Source organism: Rheinheimera sp. MM224 (genome assembly GCF_947090785.1).
In the GTDB taxonomy this organism is placed as follows: Bacteria; Pseudomonadota; Gammaproteobacteria; order Enterobacterales; family Alteromonadaceae; genus Pararheinheimera.
Genome location: NZ_OX352320.1, coordinates 3,814,970 through 3,838,889 on the forward strand (window position 1 = coordinate 3,814,970; position 23,920 = coordinate 3,838,889).

Annotated in this window: 29 protein-coding genes and 1 tRNA gene; 13 read left to right on the forward strand and 17 right to left on the reverse strand. The window is 46.2% G+C overall.

From position 1 onward, the window contains the following. Position 1 precedes the first annotated feature (1 nt). On the reverse strand, positions 2-910 hold the full coding sequence (locus OM978_RS17910; RefSeq protein WP_319633882.1) for an ExeA family protein: 909 nt from the start codon (positions 908-910) through the stop codon (positions 2-4). 113 nt (positions 911-1,023) lie between these two features. On the opposite strand from OM978_RS17910, the gene OM978_RS17915 reads away from it, so the two are divergent. Beyond that, positions 1,024-2,268: a multifunctional CCA addition/repair protein gene (locus OM978_RS17915; RefSeq protein ID WP_264343652.1), complete on the forward strand. Its 1,245-nt coding sequence runs from the start codon at positions 1,024-1,026 to the stop codon at positions 2,266-2,268. On the opposite strand, the gene folK is transcribed toward OM978_RS17915, so the two are convergent. Together folK and folB are read right to left on the reverse strand one after the other, a co-directional pair. Further along, positions 2,231-2,740: a 2-amino-4-hydroxy-6-hydroxymethyldihydropteridine diphosphokinase gene (gene folK / locus OM978_RS17920; RefSeq protein ID WP_264343653.1), complete on the reverse strand. Its 510-nt coding sequence runs from the start codon at positions 2,738-2,740 to the stop codon at positions 2,231-2,233. The genes OM978_RS17915 and folK overlap by 38 nt on opposite strands. Continuing rightward, positions 2,740-3,093 (reverse strand): dihydroneopterin aldolase, encoded by a 354-nt coding sequence (folB, locus tag OM978_RS17925; protein WP_264343654.1) that lies wholly within the window; start codon positions 3,091-3,093, stop codon positions 2,740-2,742. Before folB ends, folK begins: the two co-directional genes overlap by 1 nt. A gap of 137 nt (positions 3,094-3,230) precedes the next feature. Here folB and plsY point away from each other — a divergent pair, with 137 nt between their 5' ends. Beyond that, complete coding sequence (gene plsY, locus OM978_RS17930; protein ID WP_264343655.1) at positions 3,231-3,854, forward strand: glycerol-3-phosphate 1-O-acyltransferase PlsY; 624 nt, start codon at positions 3,231-3,233, stop codon at positions 3,852-3,854. A 17-nt stretch (positions 3,855-3,871) separates the two neighbouring features. Here the strand turns inward: plsY and tsaD are convergent, their stop codons facing one another. Next, positions 3,872-4,885, reverse strand: a complete 1,014-nt coding sequence (tsaD, locus tag OM978_RS17935; RefSeq protein WP_127688067.1) for a tRNA (adenosine(37)-N6)-threonylcarbamoyltransferase complex transferase subunit TsaD — start codon at positions 4,883-4,885, stop codon at positions 3,872-3,874. A 169-nt stretch (positions 4,886-5,054) separates the two neighbouring features. On the opposite strand from tsaD, the gene rpsU reads away from it, so the two are divergent. The 4 genes from rpsU to rpoD all read left to right on the forward strand — a co-directional run bounded on the left by rpsU (position 5,055) and on the right by rpoD (position 9,485). Next, complete coding sequence (rpsU, locus tag OM978_RS17940) at positions 5,055-5,270, forward strand: 30S ribosomal protein S21 (RefSeq protein WP_008899776.1); 216 nt, start codon at positions 5,055-5,057, stop codon at positions 5,268-5,270. 16 nt (positions 5,271-5,286) lie between these two features. Next, complete coding sequence (locus OM978_RS17945; RefSeq protein WP_127688066.1) at positions 5,287-5,730, forward strand: GatB/YqeY domain-containing protein; 444 nt, start codon at positions 5,287-5,289, stop codon at positions 5,728-5,730. 76 nt (positions 5,731-5,806) lie between these two features. Further along, positions 5,807-7,531 (forward strand): DNA primase, encoded by a 1,725-nt coding sequence (gene dnaG / locus OM978_RS17950; RefSeq protein ID WP_264343658.1) that lies wholly within the window; start codon positions 5,807-5,809, stop codon positions 7,529-7,531. A 103-nt stretch (positions 7,532-7,634) separates the two neighbouring features. Continuing rightward, positions 7,635-9,485, forward strand: coding sequence for an RNA polymerase sigma factor RpoD (gene rpoD, locus OM978_RS17955; protein WP_264343660.1), 1,851 nt, complete (start codon positions 7,635-7,637; stop codon positions 9,483-9,485). A gap of 241 nt (positions 9,486-9,726) precedes the next feature. Here rpoD and OM978_RS17960 read toward each other — a convergent pair whose 3' ends face one another. The 3 genes from OM978_RS17960 to OM978_RS17970 form a co-directional block, all read right to left on the reverse strand. Next, the gene (locus OM978_RS17960) at positions 9,727-10,020 is read right to left on the reverse strand and encodes a hypothetical protein (RefSeq protein ID WP_264343661.1); all 294 of its coding nucleotides are present in this window, start codon (positions 10,018-10,020) and stop codon (positions 9,727-9,729) included. 62 nt (positions 10,021-10,082) lie between these two features. Beyond that, the gene (locus tag OM978_RS17965; RefSeq protein WP_264343662.1) at positions 10,083-10,280 is read right to left on the reverse strand and encodes a hypothetical protein; all 198 of its coding nucleotides are present in this window, start codon (positions 10,278-10,280) and stop codon (positions 10,083-10,085) included. Positions 10,281-10,441: 161 nt separating this feature from the next. Continuing rightward, the gene (locus tag OM978_RS17970; RefSeq protein WP_264343664.1) at positions 10,442-10,840 is read right to left on the reverse strand and encodes a hypothetical protein; all 399 of its coding nucleotides are present in this window, start codon (positions 10,838-10,840) and stop codon (positions 10,442-10,444) included. A 600-nt stretch (positions 10,841-11,440) separates the two neighbouring features. Between OM978_RS17970 and OM978_RS17975 the strand changes: the two genes are divergently transcribed. Together OM978_RS17975 and OM978_RS17980 are read left to right on the forward strand one after the other, a co-directional pair. Further along, positions 11,441-11,517 (forward strand) — tRNA-Ile (locus tag OM978_RS17975). Between the two features lie 212 nt (positions 11,518-11,729). Continuing rightward, positions 11,730-12,143 (forward strand): hypothetical protein, encoded by a 414-nt coding sequence (locus OM978_RS17980; protein WP_264343666.1) that lies wholly within the window; start codon positions 11,730-11,732, stop codon positions 12,141-12,143. Between the two features lie 145 nt (positions 12,144-12,288). Here OM978_RS17980 and OM978_RS17985 read toward each other — a convergent pair whose 3' ends face one another. The 5 genes from OM978_RS17985 to OM978_RS18010 all read right to left on the reverse strand — a co-directional run bounded on the left by OM978_RS17985 (position 12,289) and on the right by OM978_RS18010 (position 17,170). Further along, a complete protein-coding gene (locus tag OM978_RS17985; RefSeq protein WP_264343667.1) occupies positions 12,289-12,828 on the reverse strand; it encodes a hypothetical protein in 540 nt (179 codons plus the stop codon). Positions 12,829-13,213: 385 nt separating this feature from the next. Then, positions 13,214-14,329 carry a methyl-accepting chemotaxis protein gene (locus OM978_RS21470; protein ID WP_319633883.1) on the reverse strand — a complete coding sequence of 372 codons (1,116 nt, stop codon included), beginning with the start codon at positions 14,327-14,329 and terminating at the stop codon, positions 13,214-13,216. A 79-nt stretch (positions 14,330-14,408) separates the two neighbouring features. Beyond that, positions 14,409-15,602 carry an NO-inducible flavohemoprotein gene (gene hmpA / locus OM978_RS18000; protein WP_264343669.1) on the reverse strand — a complete coding sequence of 398 codons (1,194 nt, stop codon included), beginning with the start codon at positions 15,600-15,602 and terminating at the stop codon, positions 14,409-14,411. A gap of 41 nt (positions 15,603-15,643) precedes the next feature. Beyond that, positions 15,644-16,894 (reverse strand): NnrS family protein, encoded by a 1,251-nt coding sequence (locus tag OM978_RS18005; protein WP_264343670.1) that lies wholly within the window; start codon positions 16,892-16,894, stop codon positions 15,644-15,646. 3 nt (positions 16,895-16,897) lie between these two features. Further along, positions 16,898-17,170: a hypothetical protein gene (locus OM978_RS18010; protein ID WP_264343671.1), complete on the reverse strand. Its 273-nt coding sequence runs from the start codon at positions 17,168-17,170 to the stop codon at positions 16,898-16,900. A gap of 205 nt (positions 17,171-17,375) precedes the next feature. Here OM978_RS18010 and norR point away from each other — a divergent pair, with 205 nt between their 5' ends. Next, positions 17,376-18,947: a nitric oxide reductase transcriptional regulator NorR gene (gene norR, locus OM978_RS18015; RefSeq protein WP_264343672.1), complete on the forward strand. Its 1,572-nt coding sequence runs from the start codon at positions 17,376-17,378 to the stop codon at positions 18,945-18,947. On the opposite strand, the gene OM978_RS18020 is transcribed toward norR, so the two are convergent. After that, the gene (locus OM978_RS18020) at positions 18,944-19,651 is read right to left on the reverse strand and encodes a glutamine amidotransferase (RefSeq protein ID WP_264343674.1); all 708 of its coding nucleotides are present in this window, start codon (positions 19,649-19,651) and stop codon (positions 18,944-18,946) included. The genes norR and OM978_RS18020 overlap by 4 nt on opposite strands. A 12-nt stretch (positions 19,652-19,663) precedes the next feature. Further along, the gene (locus OM978_RS18025; protein WP_264343676.1) at positions 19,664-20,224 is read right to left on the reverse strand and encodes a MarR family winged helix-turn-helix transcriptional regulator; all 561 of its coding nucleotides are present in this window, start codon (positions 20,222-20,224) and stop codon (positions 19,664-19,666) included. Between the two features lie 141 nt (positions 20,225-20,365). Between OM978_RS18025 and OM978_RS18030 the strand changes: the two genes are divergently transcribed. From OM978_RS18030 to OM978_RS18045, 4 genes are all read left to right on the forward strand, one after another. After that, the gene (locus OM978_RS18030) at positions 20,366-20,620 is read left to right on the forward strand and encodes a DUF2024 family protein (RefSeq protein WP_264343677.1); all 255 of its coding nucleotides are present in this window, start codon (positions 20,366-20,368) and stop codon (positions 20,618-20,620) included. Positions 20,621-20,662: 42 nt separating this feature from the next. After that, the gene (locus OM978_RS18035) at positions 20,663-20,938 is read left to right on the forward strand and encodes a Rho-binding antiterminator (protein WP_264343678.1); all 276 of its coding nucleotides are present in this window, start codon (positions 20,663-20,665) and stop codon (positions 20,936-20,938) included. Between the two features lie 251 nt (positions 20,939-21,189). Next, the gene (locus tag OM978_RS18040; protein WP_233008144.1) at positions 21,190-21,432 is read left to right on the forward strand and encodes a thioredoxin family protein; all 243 of its coding nucleotides are present in this window, start codon (positions 21,190-21,192) and stop codon (positions 21,430-21,432) included. Between the two features lie 5 nt (positions 21,433-21,437). After that, positions 21,438-22,181 (forward strand): hypothetical protein, encoded by a 744-nt coding sequence (locus tag OM978_RS18045; RefSeq protein ID WP_264343679.1) that lies wholly within the window; start codon positions 21,438-21,440, stop codon positions 22,179-22,181. A gap of 42 nt (positions 22,182-22,223) precedes the next feature. Here the strand turns inward: OM978_RS18045 and OM978_RS18050 are convergent, their stop codons facing one another. Genes OM978_RS18050 through OM978_RS18060 form a run of 3 tightly spaced genes read right to left on the reverse strand, consistent with a single transcriptional unit; the run spans position 22,224 to position 23,904 of the window. Next, positions 22,224-22,709: a CC0125/CC1285 family lipoprotein gene (locus OM978_RS18050; RefSeq protein ID WP_264343680.1), complete on the reverse strand. Its 486-nt coding sequence runs from the start codon at positions 22,707-22,709 to the stop codon at positions 22,224-22,226. A gap of 2 nt (positions 22,710-22,711) precedes the next feature. Further along, on the reverse strand, positions 22,712-23,419 hold the full coding sequence (locus tag OM978_RS18055; protein ID WP_264343682.1) for a hypothetical protein: 708 nt from the start codon (positions 23,417-23,419) through the stop codon (positions 22,712-22,714). Beyond that, on the reverse strand, positions 23,416-23,904 hold the full coding sequence (locus OM978_RS18060; protein WP_264343683.1) for an RNA polymerase sigma factor: 489 nt from the start codon (positions 23,902-23,904) through the stop codon (positions 23,416-23,418). The genes OM978_RS18055 and OM978_RS18060 overlap by 4 nt, the downstream gene beginning before the upstream one ends. Positions 23,905-23,920 lie beyond the last annotated feature (16 nt).

Genomic DNA, 23,920 nt, shown 5'->3' on the forward strand with positions numbered 1-23,920 from the left:
CCTACCAAATAAATGCAGACAGCCCTGCACCGACACCTAACGCCACTAGCGTTAATACCGGCCATAACCAGACAGGCAAGGCCGCTTTTTCCGGTTGAGGTTTAATAGCCAGCACTTCTGAAGCCGCCTGATTAATCAGGCCAGCGTCAATTAACGCCTTTTGCTGACTATAACCCCCTAACAAAGCGCGGTCGCAGATTAAATTGAGTAGGCGAGGAATACCACCTGATAATTGAAATAATTTTTTTACCGCAGAAGCCGTAAACACAGGCCGACTACAACCAGCGACCTGTAAACGATAACTGATGTACTGCTGCACTTCCTGCTCGGTCAAAGGCATTAAGTGATACCGGGCCGTGATCCGCTGCGCCAACTGACGTAAATCCTGACGCTGCAACAACTGCTGCAATTCAGGCTGACCTATTAAAATCACCTGCAGCAGTTTTTTAGTATTGGTTTCTAAATTGGTTAACAAGCGCAGTTGTTCCAGCACGGCGGGCTGTAAATGCTGGGCTTCATCGATAATTAAAATAGTATTTTTACCGACCTGATGGTTTTTCATCAGGCGGTTAGTAATTTTGTCAGTCAGCATTTTTAGGCTGGCGTCAGATTTTTTGTAGCGGATTTTTAGCTGATCACAAATAGCGGCCAGCAATTCCAGTTCGTTTAAAGTGGGATTTAAGATAAAAGCCACTTCGGTTTGGTCGGTCAGTTCCTGCAATAAACAACGCGATACTGTGGTTTTGCCAGTACCGACTTCCCCCGTTAACAGCACAAAACCACCAGCTTCACCTAAACCATAACGCAAATGCGCCAGAGCTTCGGCGTGACGAGGACTTAAAAATAGAAAGTCAGGGTTAGGCGCTATGGAAAAAGGCTGACTGGTTAAACCGAAAAATCCGGTATACATAAGGTTCCCGCTGCTGAGTTTTGGCGACAAAAAAAAGCGAAGCGCTATAATGGCAAAAAAACAGGGAAGGTGAAAGCATTGAAAACTTATGTTGTAGCTGGAGCAGGAATACATTGAAAATTTATCTTGTGGGCGGAGCTGTTCGCGACGAGCTGTTGGGCTACCCGGCTTTGGACCAGGACTGGCTGGTGGTAGGTGCTACACCTGAACAATTACTGGGGTTGGGTTATCAGGCTGTAGGCAAAGATTTCCCGGTGTTTTTGCATCCCAAAACCAAACAGGAATACGCTTTGGCCCGCACCGAACGCAAACAAGGCCAGGGCTATACAGGTTTTGCCTGTTATTTTGCGCAAGACGTCACCTTAGAGCAGGATTTACAGCGCCGTGATCTAACCATCAATGCGATAGCCAAAGATGATACAGATCAGTTGCACGACCCTTATGGTGGTGTGGCGGATATCAAGGCAAAAATTCTGCGTCATGTTTCCCCTGCTTTTAGTGAAGACCCACTGCGGGTATTAAGAGTTGCACGTTTTTATGCCCGTTATTTCCATAAAGGTTTTACTGTTGCAGCTGAAACTTTGCAGTTAATGACAGAACTGAGCAACAGTGGTGAGCTGCAGCATTTAACTGCAGAGCGGGTCTGGCAGGAAACAGCTCGCGCTTTAACAGAACAAGACCCACAAGCTTATTTTGAGTTGCTGCACAGCTGCGGCGCGTTAAAGGTATTGATGCCTGAACTGGATCAGCTGTGGGGAGTACCCAACCCGCCGCAGTGGCATCCGGAAATAGACACCGGTATCCACTGCATGTTAGTGCTAAAACAAGCAGCTTTATTGTCTGACCGGTTGGATGTACGTTTTGCAGCGCTTTGTCATGATGTAGGGAAAGGCATTACCGATCCGGCTTTATGGCCAAAACATCATGGCCATGAACATAGTGGTTTGCCTTTAGTGCAGGAGTTATGCGGTCGTATTCGTGTGCCCAACGACTGTCGCGATTTGGCGTTGTTGGCCTGTGAATATCATCAGTTGCTGCACAAAGCCTTTGAGCTTCGCCCCGCCACAGTACAAAAGTTATTTGATGGCATAGATTTATGGCGTAAACCCGAACGTCTGGATTTATTGCTGCTCTGTGCCATAGCCGATTTACGCGGCCGTACCGGCTTTGAACAAGCAGATTATCCGCAAGCTGATTATTTACGTCAGCTCGCAGTAGCAGCCCGCGCTATTGATATGAAGACTATAGTGGCTTTAGGTTTAAAAGGTGAAGCGATTAAACTGGAGGTCGCTAAAGCACGGCTTGAGGCTATTAGCGCCGCTAAACAGCAGTGGCAGGAGCAGCATCCGGCCAGTTAAAAGCTACTTGCCACAGCTTTTGTGGCACTTGGTAGTTTTGCCACATCTGCTGATAGTTTTGGCCTGTCAGCGGATGGATTTGCTCTGGTGCCAGTTCGGACAAAGGCAATAACACAAAGGCGTTTTTAGTAATTTCATCCCGCGGTAATTCAACAGGTTCTTTGCACACGAGTTGATCGTAAGTCAGCAAATCCAGATCCAGCCGTTTGCCACAAAACTTAGGCGATTTCACAGGTCGGCCATACTTTTGTTCTATCGCCTTAAAGGCTGCCACACAGTCAGCTACAGATAAATGGGTGTTGGCTTGCGCCACCAGATTATAAAACGCATCACCATCAAAACCCACAGCTTCACTTTCATACACAGCAGAGCAGCGAATTTCACCGAATAATGCAGACAGCTCAAGATAAGCGGCGCTGATATGCAAATCACGCTCTATATTGCTGCCAATACTGATATAAATCAGCGCCATTACCAATTCCCACGGGATATAGACACGCCCACACTAGCAGCTGCTGGCACAGCGGCAGGCTTGGCAATAGTCACTTTTACCGCTTTAGTCGGGAATTTTTTCAGCACCATAGCTGCTACTTTTTCAGCAACAGTTTCAATTAATTCATGAGGTTGCTGGCAAAGTTCTGCAATGGCAGTACAAACAGCGCTGTAATCCAACGTATATTGCAAATCGTCAGTCGCGGCAGCCTGGCGAATATCGGTAGCGAGCTCCAAATCAAACTCCAGCGTTTGCTGTATGGCTTTTTCCCACTCATACACACCTATTACGGTCTGAACCTTGAACTGCTTGATAAAAACTATATCCGTCATAGATTTCCGCTTTTGTTAAAGACTTGTTTCAGGTAGGCTGGTCGGATAGGCAAAAATTAAAAAAGCCTATACTCTGAACACCTTATTAAACAGGACGCGATTTTAGCGCACTTTGCCGGACTGAGGAACCTTAATCCATGACCGTCACTATAGCGATTTTGATGCTGTTAGCTTATTTAAGCGGCTCAATCTCGTCTGCCATTCTGGTCAGCCGCATATTCAGGCTGCCCGATCCGCGCACTCATGGTTCATGTAATCCGGGCGCAACCAACGTATTGCGTTTAGGCGGCGCTGTTCCAGCCTCTATGGTGCTGGTATTTGATGTGCTCAAAGGCACTATTCCGGTTTGGGGTTCTTATTTTTTAGGCATAGAAGCCTTTTATCTGGGTATGATTGCAGTCTGCGCCTGTTTAGGTCATATATTCCCCATCTTTTTTGGCTTTAAAGGCGGTAAAGCAGTCGCTACAGCTTTTGGCAGTATGATGCCTATAGGGCTTGATTTAGCTGGTTTATTGATTTCTACCTGGATGATGCTGATAGGGGCTACCGGCTATTCGTCGCTGGCGGCTATCGTCACTGTAGGCCTGGCGCCTATTTTTACTTGGTTTATCAAACCTTTGTATACCATCCCAGTGTCGATGCTGAGCCTGCTGATTATTATCCGTCACAAAGACAATATCATCAGGCTCTGGAATGATCAGGAAACTAAGGTCTGGCATAAAAACCGCAAAACCAAAGCTCAAGATCCCGAACAGGAATAATTAAAGACCCCAATTAATTACAAGGCGGGTAATTGCTCCATAGGCCAACGTGGCGTCACACCTATGGTTAAATCCTGCTGCTGCCCTGCTCTTAAACGTTGAAAACCTGCAAAAGCAATCATAGCGCCGTTGTCGGTGCAGAATTCTTTACGTGGGTAATAGACTTCGCCTTTTAAGCTTTTCAGTAAAACTTCCAGCTGTTCACGTAACGACGTATTGGCACTAACACCACCTGCGACCACTAAACGTTTTAAGCGCTGCTCTTTTAACGCACGACGACACTTTAATACCAGCGTATCCACTACAGCCTGCTGAAATGACGCTGCAATATCTGCCTGTACTTCAGGGCTTTTGCCTTCGGCTGCAATCACATTAGCAGCGGCTGTTTTTAAACCACTGAAACTGAAATTTAAGCCAGGTCTGTCTGTCATTGGACGTGGAAAAGCGTATTTATCGGCCTGACCTTGTGTAGCTAATTTGGCAAGCAAAGGCCCACCTGGGTACTCCAGCCCCATCAATTTAGCTGTTTTATCAAAAGCTTCACCTGCCGCATCATCGACAGATTCGCCTAATAACTGATACTGACCTATACCATCCACCCGCACGAGCTGGGTGTGACCGCCAGACACTAACAAAGCGATAAAAGGAAACTCCGGCGGGTTTTCTTCCAGCATAGGCGCCAGTAAATGGCCTTCCATATGATGCACTGCAAGTGCTGGTTTGCCCCAGGCAAAAGCTAAACTACGACCTATTGATGCGCCCACTAACAAAGCTCCGGCTAAACCCGGACCTGCTGTATAAGCCACACCATCTATATCGGAGGCTTCACAACCAGCTTCTTTTAACGCTTGTTGAATTAAAGGCAAAGTTTTACGTATATGGTCACGTGAGGCCAGTTCAGGCACTACACCGCCGTAATCTGCATGCAAAGGGATCTGGCTGTATAACACATGACTTAGCAGACCCCGCTCTTCGTCGTACACAGCGATGCCGGTTTCATCACACGATGTTTCTATGCCAAGTACTCGCATTTTTCTCCCCTTACCTATATGCTACGCGGCGAATTGTACTGGGATCCGAGCATCATCACCAGTACAACACTTATTGCTTTACATTGGGGCTGGCTTTTGAGTAAAATGCCGCACCATTTTTAATCGTATTGGTTAGACACTAACCAGAGTTGACCGAGGTGAGAATTTAATGCCTGTTGTTAAAGTAAAAGAAAACGAACCATTTGACGTAGCTTTACGTCGTTTCAAGCGCTCTTGTGAAAAAGCTGGCGTATTAGCTGATGTACGCTCTAAAGAGTTTTTCGAGAAGCCAACTTGGGTTCGTAAGCGTAAGAAAGCTGCCGCTGTTAAGCGTCACATGAAAAAGCTTTCTCGCGAAAACGCTCGTCGCATCAAGCTTTACTAAGATTATTGCCTGACCTATGGCATTGTTAGAACAGCTGCAAGAAGCCCAAAAAGACGCAATGCGTGCCAAAGACAAATTGCGTCTCGGCACTATTCGTTTAGCTTTAGCTGAAATCAAACAACGTCAAATTGACTCGCAGATGGTGCCTGATGACACCAATATTCTTCCTGTACTTACCAAAATGGTAAAGCAGCGGAAAGAATCTGCCAGTCAATACAGTGCAGCAGGTCGGCAAGATTTAGCTGATATTGAATTAGCAGAAATCGTAATCGTAGAACAGTTTTTGCCACAAGCCTTATCTCAGGCTGAGCTGGATGATTTAGTGCAACACGCTATTACTGCTGTTGCAGCCTCTGGAATGCAGGACATGGCGAAAGTCATGGCCCACTTAAAGCCACAGGTTCAAGGCCGTACTGATATGGCCGTTTTAAGTCAGGTTATTAAAGCTCGTTTGAGTTAAGCTTCTAGCTGAACTACTGCACGCCGTGCCCTTAGCACGGCTTGTCTTTTTCTGAATACAAGTAAAAAGGAAAAAGGTGGCAGGACAAATCCCCAGACACTTTATCGACGACTTATTAGCTCGTACAGATATAGTGGAACTGATAGATCACAGAGTTCCGTTAAAAAAGGCCGGTAAGAATTACCAGGCTTGTTGCCCTTTCCATAACGAAAAATCCCCTTCTTTTACCGTAAGTAGCGACAAACAGTTTTATCATTGCTTTGGTTGTGGCGCTCACGGCAATGCCATCAGTTTTATGATGGCGTACGAACAACTTGAATTTGTAGAAGCCATTGAAGAACTGGCGAAGCAGCATCATTTAGAGATACCACGCGAACAAGGCAGTGGTAAGCAGTATCCGCAGGCTCAGGCAGACGATTACAGCCAGATGCAAAAAGCGGCAGATTTGTATCAGCAACAGCTGAAGCAACAGGTTCATGCTGCCACTTATTTGCAGAAACGTGGTATTTCAGAGGCCACAGCGACAAAATACGGCATAGGCTACGCACCTGATAGCTGGGATTTTGTATTAAAGCAGTTAGGCGTTTCACGTTCAGCTCGTGATCAGCTGTTTGAAATTAAACTGATCAGCCGCAATGATCAGGGTCGTGAATATGATTTTTTCCGTGACCGGCTGATGTTTCCGATCAGGGATAAACGCGGCAGAGTGATAGGTTTCGGCGGCAGAGTGATAGGTGAAGGTACGCCAAAGTATCTAAACTCACCAGAGACCCGCCTTTTCCATAAAGGCCGTGAACTTTATGGTTTATACGAAGCCAGACAAAGCCAGGACAGGCTGAATCGTGTGCTGATTGTTGAAGGTTATATGGACGTGGTGGGGCTTGCCGAGCAAGGAATATCTTTTGCAGTGGCTTGTTTAGGCACCGCCACGACCCCAGATCACATGCATACGTTATTCCGCCTGACCAGCACTGTCACTTGCTGTTATGACGGTGACAGAGCAGGCCGAGACGCCGCATGGCGCGCCTTACAAAGTGCCTTACCGCATTTAAAAGACGGCGTAGAACTGAATTTTGTATTTTTACCGGACGGCGAAGACCCGGACTCGCTGGTGCAAAAAGAAGGCAAAGATGCCTTTTTAAACCGTCTGGAACAGGCTATGCCTTTAGGTCAGTATTTATTTGACCATCTGGCCAAAGAGTTAGATTTAAACAGCGACGCCGGAAAATCCGCCTTATGGGTTAAAGGTAACGAGCTGATTAAACAAATTCCAAGTGAATTTTACCGCGATGCCTTGTTTGAAACCCTGGGATCGCTGGTTGGTAAATCGTCGCAGCAAAACACTGCGGCCAGAAGCCAGACTAAGGTGCAGAGCAAAGCCCCTGCGACCACAAAAATTACGCCGATGCGCCGGGCTATTGCGTTGTTACTGCAATACCCTGCCCTTGCCAAAGTGATGCCACTGGCTCCTGAACTGGCTCAGGCGAATTTACCTGGTATTCAGTTATTGCTGACAGTACAGGAGACTTTATTAGCTCAGCCTGAACTGACTACGGCGCAATTGCTGGAACACTGGCGCGATACGCCTGAATACAACATATTGGTGAAGCTGGCGTTATGGGACCATCAGGTTGCCGAAGAGCAGTTAACTAAAGAATTTCTGGATACCTTCCGCTCTATAGAAGATCAGTATCTGGGTCAACGTCTGGAAGAATTGCAACGCAAAGATACTTTGCAGCAACTGACCACGGCGGAAAAACACGAATTTGTGTTGCTGTTAAAAGCTTTTAAAAGCAAATAACCGTGAGTAAGCCGTCATTGCGCGGTGGCTAGAAAAGCCGCGCTTTGTTATAATCGCTAATTCGCATTTTTGAACTAACTATTTGGGTGGAAGAACAGCCTCTATGGAGCATAATCCTCAGTCGCAACTAAAACTCCTGATCTTGAAGGGTAAAGAGCAAGGTTATTTGACCTTTGCTGAAGTGAATGATCATCTTCCACAAGATATTATTGACTCCGATCAGATCGAAGACATTATCCGTATGATCAATGACATGGGTATTCAGGTGTTTGAAACAGCACCAGATGCCGATGACCTGATCATGTCTGACGCTGCGCCGGATGAAGACGCCGCAGAAGAAGCCGCTCAGGCTTTAGTCAGTGTGGATAAAGAGTTAGGTCGCACTACAGATCCGGTCCGCATGTATATGCGCGAAATGGGCACTGTAGAGCTGTTAACCCGTGAAGGCGAAATCGACATCGCCAAGCGGATTGAAGATGGTATCAATCAGGTTCAGACCTCTGTGGCTGAATACCCTGAAGCCATCACCTACCTGTTAGAACAGTGGGATAAATTCGAAGCCGAAGAAATTCGCTTAAGTGACATCGTCACCGCTTTTATCGATCCAAACGAAGTGGATGATATGGCCCCAACGGCCACTCATATCGGTTCTGACGTGCCAGAAGAAGAACTGGCCGATGAAGACGCTGATATCACAGGCGATGACGAAGAGTCAGAAGACTCGGACGAAGAGGCTGACACTGGCCCGGATCCGGAAATGGCGCGCGAGAAGTTTGGTGAACTGCGTACTCAGTACGAAGTAACCCGTGCCTCTATCGTCAAAAACGGCCGTGAGCACCAGACCACCAAAGAAGAAATTGAAAAACTGAGCGAAGTTTTCCGTTGCTTCCGTTTAGTGCCAAAACAGTTCGACCGTCTGGTCAAAAACATGCGTGAAATGATGGACCGCGTGCGCGTCCAGGAACGTATTGTGATGAAGAACTGCGTTGAGTACGCAAAAATGCCAAAGAAAAACTTTATGAAGTCTTTCAGTGGCAACGAAAACTCAACTAGCTGGATCGACGCCGAAATCGCTGCAGGTAAACCTTATTCAGCCAAGCTGGGTGAGATGCGTGACGATTTGTATCGCAGCGTTGAGAAGCTGAAAAAAATTGAAGAAGAAACTGGTCTTTCCATCTTTAAAATTAAAGATATCAACCGTCGCATGTCGATTGGTGAAGCTAAGGCCCGTCGTGCGAAAAAAGAAATGGTTGAGGCGAACTTACGTCTGGTTATTTCTATCGCGAAAAAATACACCAACCGTGGCTTACAATTCCTTGATTTAATTCAGGAAGGTAACATCGGCTTGATGAAAGCTGTCGACAAGTTCGAATACCGTCGTGGTTATAAGTTTTCAACTTATGCTACATGGTGGATCCGTCAGGCTATTACCCGTTCTATCGCTGACCAGGCACGTACTATCCGTATCCCTGTGCATATGATCGAAACCATCAACAAACTGAACCGTATTTCACGTCAGATGTTGCAGGAAATGGGTCGTGAGCCGTCTCCGGAAGAATTGTCCGAACGTATGGGCATGCCGGAAGACAAGATCCGTAAAGTGCTGAAAATTGCGAAAGAGCCAATCTCCATGGAAACACCAATAGGTGATGATGAAGATTCGCATCTGGGCGATTTTATCGAAGACAGCTCTTCAGAATCGCCGCTGGATTCAGCCACCATGGAAAGCTTAAAAGCCGCCACCAACGAAGTGTTGGCCGGTTTAACAGCCCGTGAAGCAAAAGTACTGCGTATGCGTTTTGGTATCGATATGAATACCGACCATACACTGGAAGAAGTGGGTAAACAGTTTGACGTAACACGGGAACGTATCCGTCAAATCGAAGCCAAAGCGCTGCGTAAACTGCGCCACCCTTCCCGTTCAGAAGTATTAAAAAGCTTCCTCGACGAGTAGATTTGTTTCGCGTCGAAAATGTGCTCCTGCATTTGCGACGTACCGTCCTTCCATGGACATAAAAGAGGCACCTTCGGGTGCTTTTTGTTTTTTACTCTACGAAAATCGCCATGCTTAAAGACATAGACCTGAGCCATATCCGCAGTTTCGAATTGGAGGAACATGTTGCATTCCCTGCTCATTCCGGTTTACCTGCAATGTTAGATCCAAAAGGCGCTCCATTCCTTCCTTTAACCGCGGTTCAACCAATACCCCATAAACCCCAGCAAAAAAATAATAAGGCAGACAGATACAAAAAACCTGTTGGCGATTGCCAACGTATTGGTTGTCGAATGAACTCTGCAAAACGCAAATTAACCAGATGCAACTCAAACAGCAAAGCAAGCATCAGTAATGCCAATGCAAGTTGGTAATAGCGCTGGGGATCTGCGCTGCCATAAAACCAAGGCGAACATAACGCATATAGAAAAACCAGATAGATAAATAACATTTTCATCTTTTTATAAGAAAACTGGAAAAGCTTCTTAATATCCATGATTTTTCTCCTGTTAAATATAATGGCTGGCAACAGCGACACTATTGCCAGCCACACATCCTTTACTCGAGAGCATCACTAATCCAGCGCTGCACAGACGTATTAGTATTCAACCACTGCCCCACGGTATATCCTGCCTGGAAAGCACCTGCTAAAAAACCCAGCGCAGCGACAAACCGAGTTGCTGCAGCAAGATTTTTGGGGCTGTAAAATTCTCCACCAGAAACAGCTGCAATCTGTTTAGTATCTAATATGATCATATGTGTTTCTCCTTGAACAAATGAAAGCCTGCCTTTCAGGCTAAGTATTAGCTCGAATAACCAAACCTAAAGGTTGTGGTTTTCGAGGATCACATCTGCGCTTAACAAAAAACACAGGACTGCAGCGACATCACCTTTTGTAAGCACGGATTACTGGGAACTCAGCTTATTTCAACACTACATACTGGTTCTTTAATAGCGAGCAGCATTTCAACCTTCTGTAATAGCACAATATCACGAGCATTTTTTACCACATCCCTATGATGGGAAACAAAACGCCGATAGAGAAAAGCACTAAACCTGAGCCTCGTCTGCTGGCAATATTGAATAAAATCAAGGACTCGGACAGAGGCTCTAAATGCAGAATTCGACTGTAATAACGTCAGAAAAGACGCCCCAACAATAATTTGAGCGGCCGTCTCCATAACTAAGTTGATGATTTTGAAAATGCTAAAAGGAGTAATAAGCGAAGAAACAGGAGCAAGTTGCAATACCATCACTGGGGCTTCAGGCTTGCCGCTTTGTTGTATCGCATTTGAAAGAAGCCATCCTTGTTCCATAACTCAAACCTGTAGGTAATGGCGACCACTAACTTCCGCATAGATAGTTAACAATAAATTTACGTCATACAAGTGATTTAAGCAAATATTAACCAGTACATTTCCGGTGGAAACACTTAACAGCTTTATTTGGCAGGAAATTTAGTTGATCACAAAATACAGAACCGAGTGATAATTAAAGCCCGTTGCAGTTTTACGCAACGAGCAAGCTAATCCTGCAATAAATACTCCTGCTAATCGGCAATATTTTTATGGAGAATTTATTCCTTCAGTCGGCTAATTAATATAGCCACCAAATCAAGTGTAAATCGCAGGTCCTGTTTGTTTAATCCGGCCTTAGTTATGATTCACTGGCTCTGCAACCGCAACAAACCGTCGACAACAGACCTGCATTAACGACGAAAGTGCGACTTAGACCTGTGTCCTGCTGTCGTACCTCACGGCTAGTGTGAAGGATTCCACGGAGAAGCGGATAAAAAACAAGCAATCAGTACAAAGAGCATGTCACGAAGCGGTGACAACAGCGGAAAAACTTCTTATACTGCCTGCGCTTTAAAGAGTTCAGCCTTTGAACTTGTTTATTTAAAGCCTGTTTCAAATGGCCCTATAGCTCAGTTGGTTAGAGCATCCGACTCATAATCGGCAGGTCCCTGGTTCAAGTCCAGGTGGGGCCACCATTTATCAAGCACTTCTCTAAAAAAGCTTATTTTCAAAATCTCTTTAATTTTGCAGCGGATCGGAATTTCAGAAATTTATTGTACTACGCTCTGTCAATGCGTCTGAAAATGCCACTTCTACTTTTTTGTACTTGGGATATCCATTGGTATTTTTTGATGATAGCTTTTGCTAAGGAACCATAGACGAAAAACAACCGTTAAGGATGACTGCCATGAATAAATACAAGATTCTAAAATTAGGGGAAAAAACGGAGTTTGAGACCGACCAATTAAAAATAGACGCCTTACTTGAGGCTGGCTACAAAATTATCAGTGAGATTGAAGCAAGCAGCGTAGGCGATGCTAGATACAAAAACGCACATAGAAGCGCACAAACGACAGATCTTGGGGCAGAGAGTACGGCATCGAAAAACCCTTCTAGCTATTTGGAAGTAACCTCAACTTTGTTTTTGCTTCTTTCGTTGATCGGATGTCTTGTATTACTTACCCTCGGTTTCGACGCCAGAGACTCATATGAAACACGCCGTTATGCAGTACTCTATTTCACAAGCGCTTTTGCTTGTTTTGTCATTACACTACTAATTCATAGCGTTTGCAGGTCAATCATTTACATAGCCAACAAGTAAAATTGTTGGCGTTTTTTTCGGTCGTAAGAACGCCTTTTGTGAGGTACGAAATTACCATTCAAAACCCTTATCGTTTCCTTAGCTGAAGCGACATGTCTTCTGTACCAGCATTACTGGAGGATTTGACGATACCCTCTTTCAAAAGTCACTTTAAAATCGGCTCAAATTTTTTTAGAACGGTATCAGGCCATTTGCCATAATCATTCCCAAACACAGCCAGCATTTGCTGAAACTCCTCTTTAAGGTCTTCAATTCTCCCTATTTCCATTAATTTCGTATAAGCGCTAAGCATTTCAGCAGCCTTGTTTGAGAAAAACGTTTCATCATCTTTTATTTTTTCTCTTTTGGCGTTCAAAGCTAATTTTTCATGTACTTTTCCGACATACAGACAAATAAAGGCTCTATCTGTTGAACCTGATTGATCGTAATCTTCAATCAGTTTGGGAATAAGATATTTATCCGCAAAGGCTACTCCATCACTATAGCGCCCAGCCTTTTGAAAATAGGGAATTATCTTGGCTATATTCGCTGGAGAGAAAGACACATCGGAAATCCAAATGTTCTCTAACGCTTCTTTCATCACGCTAATGGCTGTATCAAAGTTTTTTTCTTTCGCACTGGCAGAAGCTGACTTTAATAGTAAGTCTACCTTTTCATCATAATGAAACCCTAACTCAACGGTCATATTCCTTTCCTTTGGCAGATAACCTTAGTTTTTTGCATGTTGGCTGAAACCCTTACCGTTTACTTACCTAAAGCGACGGATCTTTTATACCAGCACCATCAGGGTTTTCTGGGTTAAGGTATTGCTACAACCTCAGAAAATCTTGCGTATATCTTGCTTAATTATTGCTTTAAATTTGATAACAATTCAAACCTACCAGCCGCGCTATAACAAGATGTTTGCACTTATTTAAAACGGCTCATGCGATGATCTTTTGTCTGGACAGGTCTACTTCGTTTGCTAGTCTTTTGGCAAATAGGAAAGCCAGAACAGTGCTGAAAGAGCAGAAATTGCAGACAAAACGCCGCTGTGATCAAACAACAGGCCAACTCCAGGGCAGATGCTCTTAAGCTCTTGCTGCGTGCCCCAAATCCATTTCCGCTAACAATTGCTGCATCAGTTGCATCACCTTTAAATTGGCTTGTTCCATTTTGCTCAGGCTTTGTAAAGTCTCTGGCCAGCACCCCTGATGGTAATAATCCAGCGTGCTTTTTGCTTGTTGATGCACAGCTTCGTGTGGTGCTTCAATCTGCTGGTAGACAGAGCTTTTGGCCATACGCTGCTGTGTTGGCAATTGATCATATAAAGCGCCGAGCCGGCATTGGTGTTCGTCTGGTAAGTCTTTGGACTGAAAGCTGGCACCTCCCAATAAGGTGCGGTACACCATCATCTTCATCACAAGTTCTTGCAGGTTGGCTAGTTCCACCGCAAACACCATAGCTGAGTAGGTGCTGCTACGATCGGCCTGAACACAGTTCTGGCTGATATGCTGGCTGACCTCTCCTGTATCGCCAAACAAAGTGGACAAGGCCTGAGTTTCCTCATCCATAGCGCTTACATGCACACTAACTTCATCTACTTGCTGCAAAATACTTTGAATAGATGTGCTGATTTCTGTGGTCGATGCTGTGGTTTTTAAAGCTAATTTGCGCACTTCATCCGCCACCACTGAAAAACCGCGGCCATGCTCACCTGCCCTTGCGGCTTCAATCGCTGCATTCAGTGACAACAAATTCGTTTGCTCTGAAATAGAGCGAATAAGCTCTACTACACCGGAAATAACAGAGGTTTCGGTTTTCAGCTTTTGCAGCGTCTGCAGGCTTTTACTGCTTTGTTGCTGCAAAGATTGCAGTTGCTTGTTCGATTCCTGCATCTGAGAGCCACTGCGCTCGGCCAATTGACGGGCTTCGGATGCCAGTTGTTGCTGCTGCTTTAAGTCATCAGAGAGCCTTACCATGCTGTGTTCCATATGCAGCATGCTTTGTTCAAATTGCCCCAGCTCTGTGGCAGCTTTTGCTGTGCTCTCCAGTTGTTGCGTTATGGTTTTGAGCTGCAGATCCCTGGCGGCCAGTTGGTTTTGAAGTTGCTGATTATGCTCTAACAACTGCTGTAGTTGCTGCTCCGTCTCTTGCCGCTTCACTTCGGCGTGTTGCAACGTAACAGTGCGTACCAGGCTCCACATAAGTCCCCCTTTGCTTGTTCTTTACTAGTCAGTCAGGCCCGGCAAAACGCCGGGCCGCGCAAGCTACCGCTGATCACCATTACAGGTCGCTATGAGGACCAAAAACTTCATAGTGAATTTGTGCCGAAGCCACACCCAAAGCCAGTAACTGGTCTTTGGCAAACTTCATAAAACCTGTAGGACCACAGAGGTAGAAATTGGCACTTTGCAGCGGTAACTCATTGGCGACGGCTTTCAGATCCATCAAACCAGCAAATTGACCAGCAGCTGTGTTCTGCTCCGCTTTGTTGAACCAGGTAAAGTTGTGCAGCAATGGGTAGTCTTGTTCCAGTTGCGAAATACGCTGTGCAAAAGAGTGTTGCTGCGTATTTTCACAAGCGTGCAGGAAAAACACCGGGGTTTGTTGCTTTAAAGCCACGATGCTTTCCAGCATAGACACCATAGGGGTTAAACCCACACCAGCTGAGATCAACACTGTAGGTAAATGGGCAGATTGCAGGAAGAAATCACCGGCGGGCGGCAGAATATCCAGCTCATCTCCGGCCTGAATTTCGTCATGCAGATAATTAGAAACTAAACCAGCCACTTCACCCGTTTCACGTTTTACGCTGATACGGTAACTATGGCCATTGGCTTTGTCAGACAAGGAATACTGACGGATTTCATAGTAGTCACAATGTGCTGGCTTTACCTTCACGCCCAGATACTGACCTGGCAGATAATCCACTACAGCATCACCATCTTTTGGCACCAGTACAAAACTGGACACCAGTTCAGATTCACGGATTTTTTCTTTCACTTTAAAACGACGTGGACCATACCAGCCACCCGGTTTTTGTTCAGTCTGGTTATAAAGTTGACGCTCGCGGCCTGTAAAAATATTCGCCAGCACGCCATAAGCTTCTGTCCAGGCTTGCTCTACTTCTGGCGTAAACGCATCAGGAGCCAGTTCACGTAAGGTTTCAATCAGGTGATGACCTACAATGTCGTAGTGCTCAGGCTGAATAAAAAAGCTGGTATGTTTATGCGCCACACGCTCCACAGTTTCAGTCAGCACAGACAAGTTATCGATATTTTTGGCATAAGCAGCAATAGCACTAAATAAGGCAAATTGCTGACGGCCACTGTGCTGGTTGGTCATATTAAAAATATCTTTCAGCTCAGGATTTACCTGAAACATGCGCTGATAAAAATGGTTAGTAATAGCCACACCTGCACCTTCCAGTAATGGCACAGTGCTTTTAACGATGGCAATAGTTTGAGCAGATAACATAATAAAACCTCTTTTAATTAAATAAGTTAGAACAACAGAAACTAACCTGGTCTGCCATCAGCACGGGGCTGAGTCAGTACAGGCCAATAAAACCGAATAAAAATTGCAAAGGCGCAGAGCCATAACAAAGCGCTGACTTGCCAGAACACCAGAGGGAAGCCTGCTAAGCTGGCCAACATCCGCACTGGGCCAGCCAGCAACAACAAAGCAAAAGCTACAGTGATAGTTTTGCCAACCTGCAGTAGCCGGCCTGTATGACCTAAAGACACCCGCGCCATCATGGCGAGGATCATGCCAGCCATAGCGCTGATACTCAGCAGATGCAGCACGTCTTTAAACACAAGGAGCTGAGTTAAATCGTCGCTTTTTATATGGAGTAGGCCTAAAAGAATTAAACCTAAAGCCAAGGCCAGATAAGCCAGCTGTAAGGACCACAGCAATGGAGCAGCCCAGATTTTCCATGGGGTCCAGAAGGATAAACGCACCAGATGCAAAGACCCCACCAGCAGCATCAACCAGCCCGCTTTAAGTGGCAGTTGGACAAAAAAACCTGTGATAAACAATGCGGTACCAAACACGGACAAGGGCAATAACACCTTATCCAGCAGTGGGGTTTTGATTTGTTCCAGCCCCAAAGCTCTGGCGGTAAAAAATGGGATCACGCGTCCGCCCACTATGCCCATCAGGATGCCAAACAGCAGGATCATGCTGTGACTTAAATGCGAAGCGGCGGCAAACTGCTGTGTTGCAGCTGCATAAACAAAAGCCGCATTGAGCAAAGCCATCACAGACAATAATGGAATAAACAGATAGTTATTTTTGCTTTTTGCCCTGATAAGTAAGCTCGCCAGACTGTAAATAGCACCAGTCCACCACAGCAGTTGAACGGCGATAAAAAGCCATAACAGTGGAGGGTATTCGGCGAATAACAAGCTAAAACGGGCAGTCAGCCAAAGCCCGGTTAATAACAACAGCGGTTTGCCCGATAGACTGGGCAAGCCTGTCCAGTTTTGTGCTGCCGTCAGTAAAAAGCCCACAGCCACAGCAGCTCCAAAACCAAAGACCATCTCATGGGCATGCCACAAGGCTGCAGGAAAACCAAACTGAAACGACATCAGGCCACTAAACCACAAGGCCCAAATGCTGATCGCCAAAAAAGCCCAACAGGCACCGGCCAGAAAAAAAGGTCGGAATGCCAGGGCAAACAAAGGATAAGAGGACAGAGCTTTTCGCTTACCCTCTTCTGTCTGTTCAGGCCAGTGGATATTAATAAGAGAAGGACGCTGGATCATGGCTTAACGCACTTCTTTATGCAGTTCGTACTGAGCTATACAGCGGCAGACATAGGCAATTTTCACCAAAGTCGCGCTGAAAATCATAGTGACGTGACCTGCCAGTTGCAGTTCAAACGAAAACATATAAGACAGCGGATAACAGACAACCACAGTCGCCAGCAGTAAACTAAAAGACAAAGCTAATAACGTATTGGCAGCCAGTAACAAAGTTTCGAACTTGTCAGAGGCGGACAGTTTTTCATTACTAAAAAATTGGGCAACATGAAACATCATAAGCTCCTATGGAATCACCGGATTCCGGTTTGGTTTGCTTATGTAGTGCAGTTCTGATGCCAGTTATTTTTAACTTATACTTCAACACATTAAATAATTACCGGCTAAAATACATGTCAAAATGACCCAACCAAAAAGAGTCAAAATGACAAACTAGATTCTTTGTGACACAATTAAAACACTCTAATTGTCAGCAGGAGCTGCAATGGCCGAACTCAACTCAACCTTGTTGCTGGAAGTAGCGCTGGATCTGGCGAACAGCATCACTACTACAGATCGCTTTGACCGTTTGCTGGGCTCTGTCCGTAAAGCTATTAACTGCGATGCGGTGGTATTGCTCTCTTATCAGGGGGAGTTGCTGATGCCGCTGGCCATTCAGGGCTTAACGGCTGATACCTTAGGCCGTCGTTTCGCTCTGAAGGATCACCCTCGCCTTGCGCTCATTTGCCAGAGCAGTAGCCCGGTGCGTTTTCCATCCGACACTGAATTGGCCGATCCTTACGATGGGTTGTTACTGGCGCAGGCAGGTGACTTGCCCGTGCATTCCTGTATGGGTTTACCTTTGTATTCAGATGGCCAACTGATAGGGGTGCTGACGCTGGACAGCCTGAAACCTGCTGCTTTTTCTGCGATAGCTGAACGGACCTTAGACTTGATTGCAGCTATGTCGGCAGCCACCTTAAAAACCGCTATTCAGCTGAAAAAACTCGAACAACAAGCGCTGCAGGCACAACATTTGGTCGAAGAACTGACGCATGAAGCCTTGATCCGGGATGGTGGCGAGCTGATAGGTCAAAGCCAGGCGATGCTGGCGCTAAAAAGTGATATTCAACTGGTGGCGGGTTCAGATTACACAGTGCTCATTCAGGGCCAGACTGGTGTAGGTAAAGAGCTGGTCGCCAGAACTCTGCACCAGTTATCCAGAAGAGCTAAACGGCAACTGGTACATTTAAACTGTGCGTCTTTGCCTGAAACTCTGGCTGAATCTGAGTTGTTTGGTCATGCCAAAGGTGCTTTTACCGGCGCCGAGCGGGAGAGACCGGGTAAATTTTTATTGGCCGATGGCGGTACTATATTTCTCGATGAAGTTGGTGAACTACCACTAAGCGTACAAAGCAAATTATTGCGGGTGCTGCAAAGCGGTGAAATTCAGCCTGTCGGCAAAGATGAAGTAAAAACGGTGAATGTGCGGGTGATAGCGGCTACCAACAGAGATTTAGCTGCTGAAGTGGCTGCAGGTCATTTTCGCGCCGACTTGTATCATCGTTTATCGGTGTATCCCATTACCGTGCCTGCATTAAAAGAACGACAACAGGATGTGTTGTTACTGGCCGGCTACTTTCTGGAACTGACAGCCCGCAAACTGGGCATACGTCAGCTAAAACTCAGCACCGCAGCTCAGTCCGTGTTGTTGCAGTACAACTGGCCGGGTAATGTACGGGAACTGGAACATGTGATTAGCCGCGCGGCACTTAAAGCCAGAAAAGAAGCCAAAGCTCAGGATATTATTGCGCTGTTGCCGCAGCATCTGGAGCTGGCAGAGCGCGCAGTTTCAACCGATAACCACTCGCCAGCAACTTTGCCGATGATCCACAGCGAGGGCTTAAGCCTGAAAGCTGCCACTGAAGAATTTCAGAAGCAGCAAATTATTCAAATCTTAAGCCAAACAGCTGGCAACTGGAGTCTGGCAGCGAAGCAGCTGGATTTAGACAGAGCCAATCTGGCCCGCCTCGCCAAACGATTAGGTATTAAAGTCGAAAAGACGGTGCGTAGCTAAAATTGAGATAACCAGCGCGTGAGCAATTGCTGGCTAAACTGGCGTAAAGCTGGCGCATAAACTTTGGTGTCCTGGCGGATTTTGGCTAAATCTGCCAAAGGCCAGGCCGCTAATTCGGCGGCATGGCCAAGCAACCATTGTTCGATACGCTGGCCTTCCAGTTCAGGGTGGCATTGAAACGCCAGTACTTGCGAGCCTATACGGTAAATTTGCTTGTAACTTTCACTCGATGCCAAAAGCTCTGCACCAGCAGGCAAATCAAAGGTATCGCCATGCCAGTGGAACATCTGGATTTCTGCATCCACGTCCTCAACCGCAAAAAGCTGAGTGTCCAGCGCGGCTTGAGTAAAACGAATAGGCGACCAGCCAATTTCTTTGCCATAAGCGCCCGGATACACAGCAGCACCAGCAGCTGCAGCTATTAGCTGCGACCCGAGGCAAACCCCGACTAATGGCTTTTGTTCTGCCAAACGTTGTTTGGCTATCAGAAGCTCAGTCTGTAAAAACGGATACAAAGCCGTGTCGTACACGCCCACAGGGCCACCTAAAATGACAGTTAAATCGGCCTGATAAGCCGCAGTTAAATCATCCATAGCCGCATCCAGATACTGCAGCTGATAACCAGCAGCCATTAATGGCTCGGCAAAACTACCGAGATCTTCAAACTGTAAATGCCGGATCACCACACAACTTTTCGTTTTCATCTATTTTCTCCTCTATGCCGTATCCTGATGTTCACGACAAATCAGTTGTGTGCTTGTTACCGGCAAAGGCTGCTTAGTTAAACCACAAAAGGGCAAACCATCCTGCTGTTGATGGAAACGACAGCTCTTGCACACGCCAAAACTTTTGCGCTGCTCTTGCTGCTGCACATGACTCAACAACTGATGCAAAGCGCCGGTCAGTTGCTGTTCCAGTTCAGGCCCCAACTGCTGCACTGCCTGTTGCAGCACCTGCACAGCCACCAACTGTTGCACCACAGCTAAACCTGCTGCTGTTGGTTTTAAATGCACTATGCGTTTGTCCTGCAGATCCGGCTCTTTGTAAATCCACTGCCGCTCTTCCAGCGCTTTTAACGACTGAGACACTGTGCCTTTGGTCAGGCCCAGATAGTCGGTCACGCCCATCACAGTGTCTGAGTAATGATTACAAATACTCAGATAACGCAAAGCGCTGAGCTGCACTGCGGGCACCATTGAAAGTTCGGCATCATCCCGCTGCCAGCTGCGCAGCAAACTGTTGATGCGTTCGACATAATCAAAAAAGCTTAAAGCCATAGTTTTCACACCTGCACTTGCATCTGGATTTAGAACTGCATTTTATCTGCACAGTATAGCTTGACATTGTATCGAAGCGAAACTATTATTTTCATAACGTATCGATTCGATACTTAATTTAAGGTTGAGTGAGGAGCTTTTATGAACGTTCAGGTTTTTGACACCCATGTAAAAACGACCAATGGCCATTATCTGCATTTTGATGTGTTGGTAACACCAGAGCACGCAGCTAAGGCTAAACTTTATGCACAGCAGTTTTTACAACAACAAGGCTATAACAGTGACGACATACAGCAACAAAGCTGTGATTTTTGTCATAACGAAATAGCCACCCCAGCGGTTATTGCAGCTATTAATGCGCAGGGTTATTACATTCTGAAATTACAGGGCTGCTAAGCGGCTCTGTTTTAATTAACCCAAGATTAAAGGAGCACTCTGATGAGCCCGGCCATTCTTGCTTGTGATTTACATGATCATGTCGAAATTATCTGTATGAGACGATACCCGGTCCTGATCCACCAGCTGGATGGCAGCACTATTCAGGGTATTGCCCGTGACACCCGAAGTACAGCACAGGAAGAATTTCTGGTGCTGGATAAGGACGGGCAAAAAGTGGAAATTCCACTGTTGCAGATTGAACGTATTGAGGTATTGGATGCCAATGCACCCCAACAGGAAATTTGGTTACAGCAAGGCGGCAGCTGCGCTATTTAAGCCTATCGCCCCCAATAACCAAAAAGCCACCGACCCGGTGGCTTTTTGTTTTCTGCTGTTTAGCAGCACAGAACAAAAAAATAAAACCATAAAAATTAAAACCTTAATAAGTAACCCACAGTTTTCTTAAAACATAGCCTTGACACAGTTTCGATTCAAAACAATAATATGTATCGAATCGAAACGTATTTCAAAATACAGCACAGTGCAGTACAGATTCTTAACCTGACTTTCTTAAAGGAAACAAACCTATGAACACTAAAACTATTGCTACTTTTTACCATGCTGGTTGCCCTGTTTGCATTAGCGCCGAGCAAGCCTTGTTAAGCATGATTGACCCGAACAAATATCAAATCAATGTAGTGCATTTAGGTGAACAGAGTGCTGAAGTCGCAACAGCCAAAGCTGCCGGCGTGCAGTCAGTACCTGCCTTAGTCATTGATGGCCAGGTATTACATATCAACTTTGGCGCTGCCATCACAGATTTAGCTTGAGGTGAATGATGAAAAAATTACTGTTAAGTTCATTAATAGCTTTAGCCGCCAGCCAGGCGCTGGCTCATGGCCCTGGTGGTATTCACTCGGAAAAATCAGCCACTACAGCTGCTTTTGACTTAGTCCACACCCGGGTATTTAAAGACGGTACCCATCTGGTATTTGAGCAAGTGGTTGCAGGCACTGCAGGTGCAGAAAAACCAGTCAGCAATGGCGGAAAATTTGCCACAGCAGAGGTACTAAGTTATGTCTGGCCAACCACACTGGATTCTTCAGTCATAGGTTTTGATGGTAAAAAAGGCATAGTGGCGCTGGCGTTAACTGCCCACCCTGACTTTGATGACACACCTTTGTATGACGAAAACAACGATGGCAATCTGGCGAACGATGGCGACGACTGGCATTCACATTGGGTGGTGTTAACCCCGGATGAAAGCTGTGGCCCTAAAGGTTTAAAAGTGCGGGATATTCCAAAAGGTGAAACTCCTAAAGTGCCAAAAACCTGGCCAGGTGCTCCAATTTATATCGACTCTCCGGGTTATGATTTCAACCTGAAAAAAGATACCGTCACCATCCGTGTGCCGTTAAAAGAAGTGGGGTTCCCAACTGATTTTAACTACGACGGTGTGACAGCTGCACTGAAAGTAAATGCCAACCTGCACAACCCGCTGCTCTGCGTAGTGAATGTGTACGATGTGGCTTCAGGTGATTTATCTTTACCAGCCACCTGGCCACAAAAAGCTAAATAAATCTGCTTTAGCATCAGAATAACCAGCAGTAATTCCTGCTGGTTATTGCTTCATCTTATTTAACACTTCAGTAGCCTGAAATATGCTGGTCCCTTGTGGACTAACACCTTTGCCCAAACGAATATCAATCCGCACTTCGGTGTAATCCGTTGTTGTATCCAGCTCAGGCATCATGTCAGGCTGGTAATAACTACTGCAGCTGAGTAAACCACAAGACGTCTGCCGATGATGGCTGGCTGTGCTGAGCCTGGTAGTCACTTCATAGGTCTTGCGGTCTACCAGTGTTTCTTTTTCCACCAAATCAAACCAGTCGTAGCCCTGGCTCAAAGTTAGTTCGGCCGCCCTTTGCAGGGCATAATCCATAGCTTTGGCTTTGTTTTTACCTCTGAGTTTAAACTGGACCCTGTGATAATTAGGACCCAGCTCGGTATCACTGTAACCATAACCCGCAGCCGATGCACTGCGGTAATCAGGCGCACTGCTGCACGCCGTCAGACTTAACAATAAAACAGCAAGAAGTAGTTTCATGATCATTCTCCTTTGTGTTTTGTCGACCAGCCTTGCTGGATTAATTGTTGTTCACCCGAAAGGCTTAACACCTGACCTGAGATCATCTGGTCAATCACTGGGTCCAGCACCCCAGTGCCACTGGCGGTCTGGTACATCAATTCTTGTTTCGCCGACCCATTGACCATAGCTTCCAGCTGCCAGCCTTCTGCAGAACGGCAAGCCAATTGCTGGCTGAGTTCAGTAGTGCTGCTGATTTGATAGTGCCGGCAGTATCTGCCTTGTTGATCCAAAAAGGTCAGATGTGCAGTTAAGGTTGAATCTGTTCCCAACTGATAACTACTACCTGCGGGTTGAGTCTCCAGTGCCAGGCTGATATCAGACCATGGGTCATGCTGTTGCCATAGCACCAGGGCATAACCAGCAGCAAAAGCCATACAAGCTGCAGCTGCACTATGCCACTGCCGTGGCTGTGCCAACCGGCGCCAGAACGGAAACCGGATTACCGAACCTTGTTCTGGTTCATCCAGCAGCGCCATCAGTTGCTGTGGCACCGGAGTAGCATCTATCAGACTTGCCTGCTGTTTTAGCAATAAATCCACTTCAGCCAAAGCCGCCAGACGTTCAGCTAATTGCTCGTCCTGGAGCAACAATTCACGGATCTGCTGCATTTGTGGTTCAGGTAATTCAGCATCAAGAAATGCAGATAACATTTCATCTGTGATCTTCATACAACGTAACTCCCCTTTGCGAGCCGAACGCTTTGAGCTAAAGCGGTGCGGGCTCTGGCAAGACGACTCATAATAGTCCCAGCCGGTAAAGCCAGGATTTGGGCCGCTTCGGCATAACTACATCCCTGCACAGCCACCAGACTCAAAACTTCTTGTTGGTCTTGCGGTAACTGGCTAATGGCGCTTTGTACCTGCGTTAGCTGTATTTGTGCCAGCATAGTGGCTTCTCCATCTGTACTGGCTTCTTGTAGTTCTGGCTCATTAGCTCCGGCCTGTCGTACTTTGCGGCTACGGTATTCGTCTATCCAGACATTGCGACATACCCGAAAACACCAGTGCAATAAAGTCACATGGGGTTCAGGCGGGCTATTCAGTAACCGCTCTAGGGTGTTTTGCACCAGGTCATCAGCGTCCTGAACCGAACCGGTCAGCGAAAACGCAAAACGTCTCAGCTGAGGTAATAAAGTTTTTAATTCAGTTTTCATCGTCAGTAATACTCCC